Source organism: Flavobacterium sp. 38 (assembly GCF_057799715.1).
Map to the genome: position 1 here is coordinate 518,364 of NZ_JBYNWZ010000002.1, position 13,971 is coordinate 532,334.

The following is a 13,971-nucleotide window of genomic DNA, read 5'->3' on the forward strand; positions in this document are numbered from 1 at the left end:
TGTAGATTTCTGATTTTAGATTTTAGATTTTTTTGGAATTTGGAATTTGGAATTTCAAAAATTTGGAATTTAAAATTAAATGACTGTCTTGATTTTTTCTGGAATTCTATCAATCAAGTCAAAATGTTGTGCCATAACCTTTTCAAGCTCTAAAGTTCCGCCAAGAATAATCATTTCTTTATGGGTAAAGCGTTTTCCAAGACGGTCTTCGAGCATGATTTTTTCCATGCTTTGCGCCATTTCAATTTCATGCAAGAAAGTATTCGGATGTCCTGCCGTGCAAATTACAAGTCCGTACGGAATGGTTTTCATCTTTCTTGAAGTCTCATTTTGTCCGTAAGCATATCCAACAGAATACACACGGTCAAACCAGCCTTTTAGTTTTGCAGGACAATCGCTCCACCAAACGGGATATAAAAAGATAATGCAATCTGCTTTTTCTATTTTTTCTTGTTCGGCTAAAACATCTGCAGGAATCGGAAGTTCTGTTTTAGCAAAGCCTTCACGCTCGTATTCTTCTTCAGACATATCGCTGACAAAATTTGATGCGTATAAATCAGAAATTGCAACACTCCAATTTTCTTTGGCTAAGGCAAGTTTTATTCTTTCCAAAACCTGAAAAGTGTACGATTTTTTGCTCGGATGCGCGTAAACAATTAAAATATTCATTTCTAGATTTTTTTAGATTTTTAGTTATTTTAAAAGTGCTTCTGATTTGTACGAAAATACAAATTAAATCGAAATAAAATTATTCTTCTGAAAATTCTAAAATATCCCCTGGCTGGCAATCCAAAACTTTGCAGATGGCTTCCAGTGTACTGAAACGAATGGCTTTTGCTTTACCTGTTTTTAAGATGGAAAGATTGGATAATGTGAGGTCCACTTTTTCTGAAAGTTCGTTTAATGACATTTTTCTTTTAGCCATCATGACGTCTAAATTTACTATAATAGGCATAATTTTTCGTTTAAATGGTTAAATCAATTTCAGACTGAATTTCGATTCCTCTTTTAAAAATCTGTCCAATGACAAACATGACAATTGCCATAAAAATCCAAATGCTGTGGCCTTCAAGATTAAGTGATTCTAAAGAAGGAAGCTTTACGCCATTTAGAATCAGCCAATTGTTGAATTTGAAAGCCCAGTAAGAAAATAATCCGATCCCGAAAGCTAAATAGGAGAGATAAGAGATAAAGCGCCCAGTTTCTGCGGTAAATGGTTTTTCGATATTTAATTTTTTCTCGTGCAGCATTTTGACAATCAAATAAAACATTATCGCTTTTAAAATAGCTACAATACTGATAAAACATATTTCTTGAATATAAAAACTTGAGCTGTAATTGTACAAATCTAGCAAATTAAGAAAACGTGCGTTATACGAATTTATCGTCATCGTATAAATTCCGTTAAAAAGATACATTCCGGCTTCTACACATAAGCCGACAAAAATAATCCAAGATAAAACATTCAGGATTTTTAGAATCTGTGGTGTTCCAATTTTAATTTCCATAGCAGTTAAGATTAAAATTTATTGCTGCTAAAATAATAAAAATTTATTGATAAACAATAAATAAATAGTTTTTATCAAAAAAAACTTCAGCAGTATAATTTGCTGAAGCTTCTGTTTTATATTAAAAAAAAGATTTTAGCGGAGCACTTTTCGTTCGTTTTCCAGCATTTTTTCGATATTAAAATAAATTCCGTCTACTTTATAAACGCCTTTTTCAAAACTTAGATAATCACAATCGCCAACGAGTGATTGTCCCTTAGATTCAATTTCAAAAAGATTGAGCAAAATATATTCGTGATCGACCATTAAGACATGAAAACCAGTTTCGCAATTCTTGCCGTCGCCAGAAGAAAGAATTACATTCATAATACTGTGAAATTTAAAATAGGCTGTTTTTGCTGCCGCTTCGTCGCCTTTTAAATGATAAACGTAGGCCAGATAATTAAGCTGTCGCAGGTCAAACGGGAAGTCGGTTATAGCATTATTGGCTAGCTTGATAATCTCATCATAATCTGAGGATTCAAGCTTTTCTTTATTGTAGAAAGTGCGCAGTTTTTCATCATCTGGTGCTGTCCAAAAAGCATTGTATTTGGGCTGAAAAACATAACCAAGATACAAATGTCGATATTCTTCAGGATTTAAAAGCGTATCGTTTTTTACTAGCCTTTCCATTAATTTTGGATAATAGAATTTCGAATTTTTATCGGAGATTTCTTTTTCGATTGCTTTATAATCTGGTTTTGTAAAACCAGTATCTTGCGCATTCAATTGGATTCCGAAACAAAAAACAAAAATAAGAAGTAGTTGTTTTAGCATGATTTATAAGGTTTTAGGTTGAAGTTTTGGACTTATTAAAAATACAAATTATTCCAACACAAAATCTTCTTGTATAATCATGGAAAAAAATGCTTGCTAAAACAGAAATATTATTCTTCTGGAGTATCCACAATCCATTTTCCTTTTTCTTTGGCAATATCGATTAACTTTTGACCGTGCTCCGTCATTAAATTTTGCTGAATCATGCGCTCAGCTCTTTCAATATTGGGTTTACTCCATTTACTAGTTTTCGGATTTCGATGAGAGAAAGTAAGATAGTAGCTTTCGGCATCTCGTTTTTTGCAAAGACTGTCAATCCAGCCAAAACAAAGCGCTTCTTCTGTTGCTTCGACTAAATTGACGCTTTCTGTTTTACTTTTTTTATGATACAAGATTAACCAAACCGATTTTTCTGTCAGGCTATTTGCCTCGAGCCAATTGCGCCAATCTTGTCTGGTTGGCGCATAAACCGCTAATTTTCCGTCTTTAGTTTCCATCTCTTTAGTTTTATTTTATAAAAGTAAAAGGAGTTTGTGACAACAGTGTGTCAGCAATAAAATTAAAGCTAAAAAACTGTAAATTAAAACGTTATGAACTTGTATTAATGCCCAAGCTGTTTTCTTAAATCTAAATTAAGGCTGTATTGTTCTTCAACAGGAATCATTTTTCTTTGAACTTTGTTGATGTCGCTTCCTTCTTCAGTCCATAAAAACGGATAAAAATTGAAAACCTGATCACCCTGTAATGTAGCAAGATCTTTTTTCCAGTTTTCCCATCGGCTGCCAGAATAATATTTGTCTAAATCGTTATTAAAACAAAATTCTAAAAACTCAGAATAGGTAATGTCAAGCTTCTCGTATTCTAAATTGTCTGGCGCAAAATAATATATTTTTCCAAGATCTTCGCCAAGTGCGCCTCCGTTCAAAATATAAAATCCGCCCAAAGCATCATCAGCAATTAGAAAAAATGAAGGGGCTTCGCCATATTCTTTAAAACTTTTTCCTTTGTTCCATTCCGGAAGACTTCGCGTAAGTTTGGTACTTCCAGAACCCAAAATTCTAATCCAGCCATTATCAATTAATATTCCGCCAGTTTTATAAACAATGGCGCCCATTGGTGAACTTGTTGTAACTTGTGTATTATATAATGCATCTTTGGCTTTTTGAGGATCTACAGGTAGAATTTCTATTTTATTTTTAGCAGAATCTGTCCATTCTTTTACAAGTTTCCATCCGGAATCTTTCTGATCTATAAGTTCGTTTACTGGTCGCATTTTTGTCTGTGAATAAGTGGTAATAGTTAAAAAAATAAAGGCGGTTAAGGATAAAAATTTCATTTTTGGTTGTATGTGTTTTTGGTTTTTTGGTTAATTATTTTAGTCGGATTAAAACTCCTTTTCGTTTGACTATGTTTTTATAATCCCATTGAATTTCTCTGCCTTTTTCGAGCCAGCGTTTCAAATCTTCTTCGTTTATTTGTTCGACGTTGGTATAACGTTTTTCGGCAGCTTTAAACGAACCTTCATTTTGAAGTTTTTCTTCTTCAAAAGATTGTCCGCTCCAGAAAAGCAGTCTAACAGAATCTTTTAATTTGCTGTAACCCACAATCGGATTTCCGTCTAAAAACCAAACCGGATGCGCGTGCCAGATTTTGTTTTCGGCTTCAGAAAGATTTTTGCTTATAACCGCATAAAGTTTATCGCAAATTGCTTTATTTTCTGCTGTTTGCAAATCATTGTAATCTTGAATCGGATTCATTTTTTTAGCATTTTTTGGTTATACAATCTCTTTCATTAACTCAAATAAAATATAAGTTCCACTGCCTGAATAACCTCTTGATTTTTCTGTAAATCCTTTTTTGATATAAAATTCAATTGCTTTGGTATTGGTTTCAAGGCATTTTAAAGTAATAGGAAACGTAGCTTTCTGCATAGCAGCTTTTAATAATTCGGTACCAATATTGTTTCCTTGATATCGATTATCAACGTAAAGATGATGAATAAAATTGTTGGGCATCCAGACCGAAATGAATCCAACAAGAACATCGTCTAGAAAAGCCGTTAGAATATATTCTCCCTGTGTTTGCTTGTCAAAATCTTCTAATTTAAATTCAGATGTGTCTTGCTCTGCAAAGGTACGCTGTCTTTCATTTAAGAATAATTCTCTTAGAGGCTGTAAATCGATTTCTCTAAATTCTATTATGCGTATCATTTTAGAATTGAATTAAGCCTTATTTTTTCGGTTCAAATCGGTAATTAATAAAGGATTATTTTCTTTTAATTTATCGACCAATTCTTCTACCGTAATTTGATTTTCAAGAATAGCATTGTATTCTTCTCCAGTTATTCCGACAATCTGTAAAAAGGAAACTTCTCCGTGCGGAGTCTGCTTTTTTTCGATTTCGGGATCATTTATAAAAAGGAGTGCGATAATTTCAGTTTCTGTTCCCAATCGGATTGGTCCATTTGCAGGCATGTAATGAAACTCTTCAAACCACTTTCCAGAACTGAAAACATATTTGGCAATATTTTGAAGCAGTGCCACCGCCCAACTCGGGTTTTCGTTATCAGCTTCAAATGGTTTTAGCCTAAAAGTAAGCTCAAATCCCCATTTGCTGAATTCGCCATTGACTTTTTCTTCATCATAATACAATTCAGAAAAACCGTAAGTAACAAAATGATAATGATCTTCTTGCTTTCTGCTTTCGTAATAACTCACGCCGTCAAGCGGATTATCTCCGCCCAGCATATAACTTATAGCGGGAGCAAAATGTTTGGGCTCCTGTCCAGGATAAAGACGATCAAATTCCTTGTCGATTTCTAGCCATCCAACAGCATCTTCTTCTGAAAATTCTTTTTTATACTCTTCTAATGTCATCGTGCGAATTTTTAACAGAGACAAGATATGGATTTTACGATAAAGAGTAAATTAAGTTTTGGTTTAATTTTTCGAAAAAAAATCCGACTTCAGAAGAAATCGGATTTTTACTTTTTTAGATACTGATTTACAATTGTGTAACTTTTCCTGTATGAACATCATATCGCATAGAGATGATATTTACTTTGTGTTCTTTTACAATTGGATTATCCTGAATCATTTTAGTCGAATGTTTGATGTTGGCATCAATTGCTCCTAAATAATTGGTTGCCTTTGGAGTAGTTTTGTCTGCGTCTATCTCTTCTTTTTCGTTGGCAATGGTTTCAACAATATTATCAATGTGATTAAAGTGTTTTTTGTAAGCTCCATCTTTATCATTTATGTAGGCTTTTACAGCCCCACATTCGGTATGCCCAAGAATAACGATAAGTTTAGTGTCTAAATGTTCTACCGCATATTCAATGCTGCCCATATCAAGGTCTGATATTAGATTTCCAGCATTTCGTATTACAAAAAGATCTCCGATTCCTTGGTCAAAAACGATTTCTGGCGAAACCCTGCTGTCTGAGCAAGTTACAACAACAGCAAATGGTTTTTGGCCGTCTTGATTGGCAAGAATAGTTTTCTTGTTTTGGTGCGGATGTTTTGATTTTCCGTCTAAGAATCTGTTGTTTCCTTCGATTAATTCGTTTACAGAATCTGATTTAATTTCTTTCGCAGCAGAGGCATTTTGATCTTGGTGATTTTGACAGCTAATTGCAGAAAAAATAAAAATTACTGCCAGAAGTACAGATATAATAACTTTTTTCATTTTTCAAGTTTTTAAAAATTTTAATTTGTTTAAATAACTTGGCAAAATTATTTTCAATAGCTTTTTTGATCAGCCTCCAGAAGTTTTTTTTATATTAAATAAAAGTTTTTTAAATAAATGAAAAACTTTTTAATATTTTGATTATAAGATTGTTGGTGTAAAACGATTTACCCCACTTTTTTTATTAGCTGAACCGCTGCTTGCTGTAAACCTTTGTAATAATCTCCTTTTTTTAATTCAGGAATAGAATAAGTTGAAATAATATCTTTCATTTCCTGATCGCTCATTTTGGCACGTATTTTATCAATTCCTTGCACCTGAATTTGTCTTAGCTGTTTGCTTATAACAATTAAAATAGAAGTGTCAATTTTTAATTTTGAAAGCAGATATTTGTCTAAATCCATAGAATAATCGGTTAAATCGGTATACGGATTTATAGAAGATGTAGTAACAACAAGCAGTTTGATTTTTGTTTTTTCTTCGCTAGATTTTAAAAAGTCGTTTAACTCTTTAATTTGACTGGGAGTCAGAATTTTTTCGAAGTCATTTACATAATCATACGATTTTGCAAAAATAGACGGATCGACAGGTTTTGTTTGCGCTGAAGTACAATGTGTTAAAAAAAGAGCAATTGTTAAAAAGAATACTAATTTTTTCATGACAGATTTATTTGGGCGCTGCAAAATTAGGGCTTTATTATTTAAAATCGGTCTTCAAATTGTGAAGAAAAATTAATATTTATTCTGCATAGAAAGTATAAAAAAATCCGATTTACTTACTAAATCGGATTTTTGAAATTTTATTGAAGAAGAGGCAGTAAATGATCCCATTTTAGCTCTTTAGCAAAATCTAAAGCTTTTTTTCCGCTATTGGTTTTGGCATTTTTATCTGCACCATGTTCTAGAATAACTTCGACTGAACTCTGGTTTCCTGCAATTGCTTCGCGATGCAAAAAGGTATAACCCAAATCGTCTTGCCCGTTTACTTCTTCTGGATTATTTTTTAAGAATTCGATTAAACTTTCTTTCATGTTTTTGCTCATAGGGTGTTCGATTAGATTTTCAGGTTTTTCGTTCTGTTCAAAAACGACCTGAATATCATTAAAATCTCCAAATTCTAAGCCCCAAGCTTCATCGTGCGCTGCTCTTTCGTCGTCACTCATTTCAGAACGCATAGCGTGAATGGTAAATGCGCCATAAGTTTTTCCCTGAGAAGCAAATAGCCAATCGCTGATTTGATTAACGGGAATTGCAATTTCGTCGCCGTTATTTACATTCGTCAATACATCTGGATCATTGACTAAAATGCCGTATATATTTTCGCCGTCAAAGTTTACATCATTAATCCACATGTGTTCGACTTCGATTTCTCCGTCTATTTCTTGTGTGAAAGCCAGCTTTACACAGGCAACATCCAATCCGGGAACTATTCTTCTGTATTCCCAAGATAATTCTCTCCAGAAATATTTAAAAGTTTCCTGAGCTTTTTTGTAAGCTTCGATCATTTTTGGGTTTTCTCCGTCGGCGTAGAATATTTTTGTATCAGACATGATTTAAAATTTTATATTTCTTGTAAGATAAATAATCCGACTTACTTCTGCAAGCCGGATCAAAATTTAAAATCTGTTTTTACAATTATTTAATTTTAAAGTTCTTTTTCCAATAAAAATATACAGCAATTATGTTTATAGCAGCAAGTATCCATAATAATGGATTGCTGAAGAAATCCTGATAGGTATTGCCTTTCGGAATTTCGACTAACGGAACAAATAGCAAAGCATCCATAAAAACGGCTGTAAAGGACATAATGATGCCAAGTTGAATCCCAGATAAATTATTTTCTTTTTTATAATAAAAGGAAGCTCCGATAAAAGAATAGAAGATAATTAATATACAAATAATGATGGTTTGCATGTTTAATGATTCTTTTACAACTGGCGTATGCTCTAGGATGAAAAAAGATGTTGCGACACAAATCCAGAGTATTAATCCAGATAGAACGGCTCTGAAATATTTCATGACAGCTGATTTACTTCATTCCAAACTCCAGTTTTAGCGGTTTTCTGAACGTATTCTGAAAAAGTTGTGGCTTTTCGTCCCAGAATTTTTTCAATATCATTGGTAATGCTTGAATTTCGACCATCAAGAACTTCAGAAAAAAGATAATTTACCAACCAAATTTCATCTTCTGGAACCTGATATTCGCGAAGCATATTTACGTATTCGTCTAATTCAAGTGGCTGAAAAACAATATTTCTTTCTGTCACTCTTGCTATTTCTGCGACAGCTTGTTTGAAAGTAAGCAATTGCGGGCCAGTTAATTCGTAAGTTTTTCCGTTGTGTTTTTCGTCTAATAATGCTTCTGCAACTACTTCGGCAATATCGTCTGCATCGGTAAAAGGTTCCAGTGTTTCAGCTTTCGGCAATGCCACATATCCAGCCAAAATGGGTTCTAGGAATATGCTTTCGCTAAAGTTTTGATTGAACCAGCTTGCTCTTACAATTGTCCATTTTTGCGCAGTTGCTTTTACGATTTCTTCGCAAATTTGGGCTTCTTTTTCGCCTCTTCCAGAAAGAAGTACAATTTTTTCTACTCCGCTTTTCACTGCTTGAATACTAAATTGTTTAATGATTTCTGGTGCTGAAGGAACTGCCAAATCAGGCTGAAAAGTAAGGTAGATTGCATTTATGTCTTTTAAAATCTCAGCCCAAGTTTCTGGTTTTTCCCAATCAAATGATGGATTTCCAGATCGCGATGCGATTCTGATTTCAACGTTTTCTTTTTCGTTTAATAATTGTGCTACTCTTTTTCCAGTTTTTCCGTTTCCGCCTATCAGCAGGATTTTTGTTGTTTTCATGATAAATTGTTTTTTGATTATTGATAAAGCAAAGTTGCAATGATCATCACAAAAACATTTGTCGGAAAGGAATTAAGATTTGTTTGAAAGGAATTGTTTTTTGACTTCGTTTGGTCGTGATCCGAATTTTTTCTGAAAGGCGTTGGAGAAAGAACTTAAACTTTCATAACCTACATCCCAAGCTGCTTCTTGTACTGTTTTCTCGCTGTTGCAAAGTAATTCGTAGGCTTTGTTTAGGCGTTCTTCGTGAATGAATTTGTAAACCGGAATACCGAATAATTCTTTGAAGTTCTTTTTTAATTTACTGCTGTTTAAACCAATTAATTTGGAAAGTTCTGTTATGGTTGGCGGTTTAGAATAATTTGTGCTTACGATATCTTTTGCCTGAAAAAGTTTTTCTTTGTCTTTTTCGGTAAGTTCTGTTTTCTTTTCTTCAGATAAAAGTGCAAAATAATGCGCCAGCAATTCGTTTACCTGACTTTTTAAAAATAAAAGCCTTGTATTGCCTGCGTAAGTTGTATTAAAGACTTTTTGAACGGCCAATTGCATTTCAAGTGTCATAAATAGGGTAGGGCCCTTTACAAAATGTGCATTCGGATTGACCAAGTCTGGTAATTGCTTCTCAAAAATTTCTCTTTCGGTCTGAGGCAAATTTTGAATGGTTTTTAGCTTGGCAAAAATACTGATAGATTGTAGCGGTTTTTCTGGAGCTATTTTGTGTGCAAAACCAACTTTCTGATTTCCAAAAAATGAAATCGCTAAGCCAGTTGTATTCATTAAATATTTAGTCTGGTCGTTGTGTTTGATTTCTAATTCGACATTTCCAGAACCGTAAAAAGCAAAACCGACTGCATCGCCATCAATCTCGCATTTTTGGACAAACTCTTTATCAGAATTGGACTGCTCAATCAATACAATGAAATTGTTTACTTCTATGATATCGGTGGTCATTTTTTTGAATTAGATAATTTGGAAATGCTTAAAATTTAGTCAAATATACAAAAGTAATTTAAGGAGAAAATTGTTGTTTGAACTTAAATATATTCTCAATGTATGTCATCCTGACGAAGGAAGGATCTCCGCAAGTAGCTCGACAAAGATTGATTCTCTATGCGGAATTACTAACGGAGATCCTTCCTTCGTCAGGATGACAAACTTTGAACGAATTAGCAAAGACCACATAAAAAAATCCGATTCACTTTCGCAAATCGGATTTTATAAATTGAAAATTATATATAACTCCGTAAAGACGAATCTTTACTTTGTATATTTTTACAAGTGAATTACTTCGCCGTAAGCATCAGCTACAGCTTCCATAACAGCCTCGCTCATTGTTGGGTGAGGGTGGATAGCTTTTAAGATTTCGTGACCAGTAGTTTCTAGTTTACGAGCTACAACTGCTTCAGCAATCATATCTGTAACACCAGCACCAATCATGTGGCATCCTAACCATTCTCCGTATTTAGCATCAAAGATTACTTTTACGAATCCGTCAGCAGCTCCAGCAGCTTTTGCTTTTCCAGAAGCTGAGAATGGGAATTTACCAATTTTTAATTCGTAACCTTTTTCTTTTGCTTGTTTTTCTGTTAAACCAACAGAAGCGATTTCTGGAGTTGCATAAGTACAACCAGGAATGTTTCCGTAATCGATTGGATCAACGTGTAAACCTTTAATTTTTTCTACACAGTTAATTCCTTCAGCAGATGCAACGTGTGCTAAAGCCTGACCTGGAGTAACGTCTCCAATTGCGTAGTATCCTGGAATATTAGTTTGGTTGTAAGCGTTTACTAAGATTTTGTCTCTGTCAACAGCGATACCAACTTCTTCTAATCCGATGTTTTCGATGTTTGTTTTGATTCCAACTGCAGAAAGTACGATGTCAGCTTCTAAGATTTCTTCTCCTTTTGCTGTTTTTACAGTTGCCTTTACTCCGTTTCCAGAAGTGTCGATTTTTTCTACAGAAGAGTTAGTCATGATTTTTACACCCGCTTTCTTCATAGAACGCTCCATTTGTTTAGAAACGTCTTCGTCTTCTACAGGAACGATGTTTGGCATAAATTCTACGATGGTAACGTCTGTTCCCATTGAGTTGTAGAAGTGAGCAAACTCAACTCCAATTGCTCCAGAACCTACAATAATCATAGATTTTGGCTGAGTTGGTAATGTCATTGCTTGACGGTATCCAATTACTTTTACACCATCTTGAGGTAAGTTTGGCAACTCACGAGAACGAGCACCAGTTGCGATGATAATATGATCAGCGCTGTATTCTGTAACTTTATTGTCTTTATCAGTAACGTCAAGTTTTTTTCCTGGTTTTAGTTTTCCAAAACCTTCAATAACGTCAATTTTGTTTTTTTTCATTAAGAATTGAACTCCTTTGCTCATTCCTTCTGCAACACCACGGCTGCGCTGAATAACTGCAGGGAAATCTTTATCGAATTCAGAAACTTTCAATCCGTAGTCAGAAGCGTGTTTAAGGTAATCAAAAACCTGAGCAGATTTTAAAAGCGCTTTTGTTGGGATACAACCCCAGTTAAGGCAAACTCCACCAAGATTTTCTTTTTCTACTACAGCTACTTTAAAGCCTAATTGAGAAGCTCTAATCGCTGTTACATATCCTCCAGGACCACTTCCTAAAACAATAACGTCGTATTTCATTTTTTTTGTTTTTAGTATTAACTATCGAAAATGAAGTTTGTATTTCCGAAACTCATCTTTCGATTTATTCTTTTGTTATTTGTGATTGCGAATTTAAGGATTTATTTTATATGAACACTTGAAAATTTGATTTTGCAACAGCAGATTTTGATATTTTCACATAGAACAAGGAAATTGTGAATTGCAAATTATGAATTGTGAAGCGTAAATCGAAATTTAGATCATAAAACTGAAAAAGTTGTGAATTGTGAGTTGTGAAATGTGAAATGTTTTCTGTAAAAAAATAAGCCACGAATTGCACGAATTGGCGCGAATTTTTAATTTAATTCGTAGCTGTTTATATTTTTGTCACTCTGAGCGGAGTCGAAGAGCTTTGCGCGTTGGCTTCTCCCGAAGTTTCAAATCTTTATGAATAAAATAAGCCACAGATTATTAGGATTAAAAAGATTTTTTTAAATCTGTGTTAATAATCTGTGGCTATTATATTTTTAATGTGAATGGCTCCTTTCGAAGTGTTGTAACGTTCAATCTGATAGTTGTTTAGGTTAAACTTTTGAAAAAAATCCAACCACAAATTGCACAAATTTTCACAAATTATTAAAAAAAGTATTGATTCGTGGTGAATCAAAAAAGCCACAGATTATTAGGATTAAAAGGATTTTAAAATCTGTGTTAATCTGTGTAATCTGTGGCTATTCTATTTTCTATGTGAATGGCATCGACTTTGCTCAGCCTGACAATTTGAAACATGAAAACAAATAAACTTGAAACAAAATTTTTAAATCTTCACATGTCCCCAGTTTTCTCCACTGGCAATTCTTCTGATTTGCATTTCGCTTACGCCAAATTGTTTTGCAATCATTTTAAGACGCGTTTTTTGTTCTGGTCTTGCAAGGATTTTTTTGATTAACATCACTTTTGTAGTGGTTAATTTTCGTCCGTCTGCTTTGAGATTGTGTTCAATTAAGTTCTTTTTGGCTTGTATAACGCGCGGACTTTTACGGCTGTGCGCCATCATTTCTTGTTTGGTTGCCCAGCGTAAATTGCGTACGTCATCATTCGCTCTGTTATAATCCAAATGCAGAACATAGGTTTGCTCTTCAGATTCTTTCGGAATGAAATATTGGGCAACTAATTTGTATAAGAAGAGATATTTATTAACGATTTTATCGTCTTTTTTGACCTTAAAACGGAAAGTTGGGTATCCGTCGCTTAGTCCGCCTTTTAGGATGCGGCCGTTTTCAATTTCGTCTGTAAAACTTATTAATCGACCTCTGTTCGAAATGGCGTATCTTAATTGTAATGAGGCGTTTATTTCTATTTCTTTGAATTTTTCATCAGGATAAAATCTATTTTGTGGCATTTTCTTTTACATTTGATTTCTACATTCTCAAAGATAAATAATAAACCAAAAAATCCTGCTATCTTCCTGATTGTGAAAGATCAATTTTATGATTTCTATAACGCTAATTTAACGTTTTAAAGTGTTTTTAGCAGTTTTTAGTCGGATTTTAAATCACAATTTATGAATTCTGCAGTTTTTTAATTTAGGAAACGAACATTAATTTATAGCTAAATAATGATTAAATTATTGATTTAGCCAGTTTTTGAAATTGTTGATTTCCTTTTTACTGATGAAAATTGCGTCAGATTCTGCTGGCGGAACAGTCAAAATCAATTCGATCTTTTGGTTAGAATGTTTTACAACTTCTTTAATGCTGTTTCTGGTAACAATATACTTTCGATTTACTTTAAAGAAATTAAAAGGATCTAGGCTATTTATAATATCTGTTAAGGTATTATTGTACAAATAGCTGTTTCCTGATATTATATGAATGAAAAGGTGTTTTCCTGTTGCAGAAAAATAGGTGATTTCACTTTCGTTAATAGAAATCATTTTATAGCCATGATTTACTAAGAAATGACGCTGAATTTTACTGCTTTCGGGATTTTCTATTGCAACTAAAGATTCAAGGGTAGAATTGCTGTTAAAACTATCTTTTATTTTTTTGAATTTTTGAAGTGCTTCCAAAAGTTCGTCTTCTTCAAATGGTTTTAAAAGATAGTCAATTGTAAAATGTTTGAAAACAGAAATAGCATAAGAATCATAAGCGGTGATGAAAATTACTGGACAGGTAATAGTGGTTTTTTCGAAAATTTCGAGACTTTTTCCATCGCCTAAATGAATGTCCATAAAAGCGAGATCGACTTTGTTTTCGCTAAAAAAAACAACCGCTTCTTTTACCGATTTTAAAACGCTGATTGCTGCAATCGATAAAACGTCCTGCTGCTCTAAAATCGATTTTAGATAGCTAGAAGCAAGGTGTTCGTCTTCTACAATGGCAATTTTCATTTTACGGAAATTTTGAACCGGTTATGCTGCAAAGATAATTTCAGTAATTCTTATTCGCAATAAACTGTGCATTTTCTTGTATGGAATTT

General features: G+C 33.5%; 18 protein-coding genes. All 18 read right to left on the reverse strand.

Annotated features, from left to right (window positions below; genetic code table 11):
• Positions 1 to 75: 75 nt before the first annotated feature.
• The 18 genes from AC3E9W_RS07340 to AC3E9W_RS07425 all read right to left on the reverse strand — a co-directional run bounded on the left by AC3E9W_RS07340 (position 76) and on the right by AC3E9W_RS07425 (position 13,882).
• Entirely contained in the window at positions 76 to 669 is a 594-nt protein-coding gene (locus AC3E9W_RS07340) for an NAD(P)H-dependent oxidoreductase (protein WP_488767805.1), read from the reverse strand.
• Between the two features lie 79 nt (positions 670 to 748).
• Positions 749 to 955, reverse strand: coding sequence for a helix-turn-helix domain-containing protein (locus AC3E9W_RS07345; RefSeq protein WP_057116634.1), 207 nt, complete (start codon positions 953 to 955; stop codon positions 749 to 751).
• A 10-nt stretch (positions 956 to 965) separates the two neighbouring features.
• A complete protein-coding gene (locus tag AC3E9W_RS07350) occupies positions 966 to 1,508 on the reverse strand; it encodes a DUF2975 domain-containing protein (protein WP_488767807.1) in 543 nt (180 codons plus the stop codon).
• Positions 1,509 to 1,643: 135 nt separating this feature from the next.
• Positions 1,644 to 2,324 (reverse strand): DUF4919 domain-containing protein, encoded by a 681-nt coding sequence (locus AC3E9W_RS07355; protein WP_488767809.1) that lies wholly within the window; start codon positions 2,322 to 2,324, stop codon positions 1,644 to 1,646.
• Between the two features lie 110 nt (positions 2,325 to 2,434).
• Complete coding sequence (locus tag AC3E9W_RS07360) at positions 2,435 to 2,821, reverse strand: YdeI/OmpD-associated family protein (protein ID WP_488767811.1); 387 nt, start codon at positions 2,819 to 2,821, stop codon at positions 2,435 to 2,437.
• A gap of 104 nt (positions 2,822 to 2,925) precedes the next feature.
• The gene (locus AC3E9W_RS07365) at positions 2,926 to 3,660 is read right to left on the reverse strand and encodes a DUF2625 domain-containing protein (RefSeq protein WP_488767813.1); all 735 of its coding nucleotides are present in this window, start codon (positions 3,658 to 3,660) and stop codon (positions 2,926 to 2,928) included.
• Between the two features lie 34 nt (positions 3,661 to 3,694).
• Positions 3,695 to 4,081 carry a DUF1801 domain-containing protein gene (locus AC3E9W_RS07370; RefSeq protein ID WP_488767815.1) on the reverse strand — a complete coding sequence of 129 codons (387 nt, stop codon included), beginning with the start codon at positions 4,079 to 4,081 and terminating at the stop codon, positions 3,695 to 3,697.
• An 18-nt stretch (positions 4,082 to 4,099) separates the two neighbouring features.
• A complete protein-coding gene (locus AC3E9W_RS07375) occupies positions 4,100 to 4,534 on the reverse strand; it encodes a GNAT family N-acetyltransferase (RefSeq protein WP_488767817.1) in 435 nt (144 codons plus the stop codon).
• 12 nt (positions 4,535 to 4,546) lie between these two features.
• Positions 4,547 to 5,200, reverse strand: coding sequence for a suppressor of fused domain protein (locus tag AC3E9W_RS07380; RefSeq protein ID WP_488767818.1), 654 nt, complete (start codon positions 5,198 to 5,200; stop codon positions 4,547 to 4,549).
• 127 nt (positions 5,201 to 5,327) lie between these two features.
• Positions 5,328 to 6,011: a carbonic anhydrase gene (locus AC3E9W_RS07385; RefSeq protein WP_488767819.1), complete on the reverse strand. Its 684-nt coding sequence runs from the start codon at positions 6,009 to 6,011 to the stop codon at positions 5,328 to 5,330.
• A gap of 167 nt (positions 6,012 to 6,178) precedes the next feature.
• Positions 6,179 to 6,670, reverse strand: coding sequence for a TPM domain-containing protein (locus AC3E9W_RS07390; RefSeq protein ID WP_488767820.1), 492 nt, complete (start codon positions 6,668 to 6,670; stop codon positions 6,179 to 6,181).
• 140 nt (positions 6,671 to 6,810) lie between these two features.
• Positions 6,811 to 7,560, reverse strand: a complete 750-nt coding sequence (locus tag AC3E9W_RS07395) for a YegJ family protein (RefSeq protein ID WP_488767821.1) — start codon at positions 7,558 to 7,560, stop codon at positions 6,811 to 6,813.
• 85 nt (positions 7,561 to 7,645) lie between these two features.
• Complete coding sequence (locus AC3E9W_RS07400) at positions 7,646 to 8,029, reverse strand: DUF5367 family protein (protein WP_488767823.1); 384 nt, start codon at positions 8,027 to 8,029, stop codon at positions 7,646 to 7,648.
• The gene (locus AC3E9W_RS07405) at positions 8,026 to 8,868 is read right to left on the reverse strand and encodes an NmrA family NAD(P)-binding protein (protein WP_488767825.1); all 843 of its coding nucleotides are present in this window, start codon (positions 8,866 to 8,868) and stop codon (positions 8,026 to 8,028) included. The genes AC3E9W_RS07400 and AC3E9W_RS07405 overlap by 4 nt, the downstream gene beginning before the upstream one ends.
• A gap of 72 nt (positions 8,869 to 8,940) precedes the next feature.
• Positions 8,941 to 9,819: an AraC family transcriptional regulator gene (locus AC3E9W_RS07410; protein WP_488767827.1), complete on the reverse strand. Its 879-nt coding sequence runs from the start codon at positions 9,817 to 9,819 to the stop codon at positions 8,941 to 8,943.
• A 321-nt stretch (positions 9,820 to 10,140) separates the two neighbouring features.
• Positions 10,141 to 11,529, reverse strand: a complete 1,389-nt coding sequence (gene lpdA, locus AC3E9W_RS07415) for a dihydrolipoyl dehydrogenase (RefSeq protein ID WP_488767828.1) — start codon at positions 11,527 to 11,529, stop codon at positions 10,141 to 10,143.
• Between the two features lie 778 nt (positions 11,530 to 12,307).
• Positions 12,308 to 12,892: an NUMOD4 domain-containing protein gene (locus AC3E9W_RS07420; RefSeq protein ID WP_202003679.1), complete on the reverse strand. Its 585-nt coding sequence runs from the start codon at positions 12,890 to 12,892 to the stop codon at positions 12,308 to 12,310.
• 225 nt (positions 12,893 to 13,117) lie between these two features.
• Positions 13,118 to 13,882 (reverse strand): LytR/AlgR family response regulator transcription factor, encoded by a 765-nt coding sequence (locus AC3E9W_RS07425; RefSeq protein ID WP_488767830.1) that lies wholly within the window; start codon positions 13,880 to 13,882, stop codon positions 13,118 to 13,120.
• Between the last annotated feature and the right edge of the window lie 89 nt (positions 13,883 to 13,971).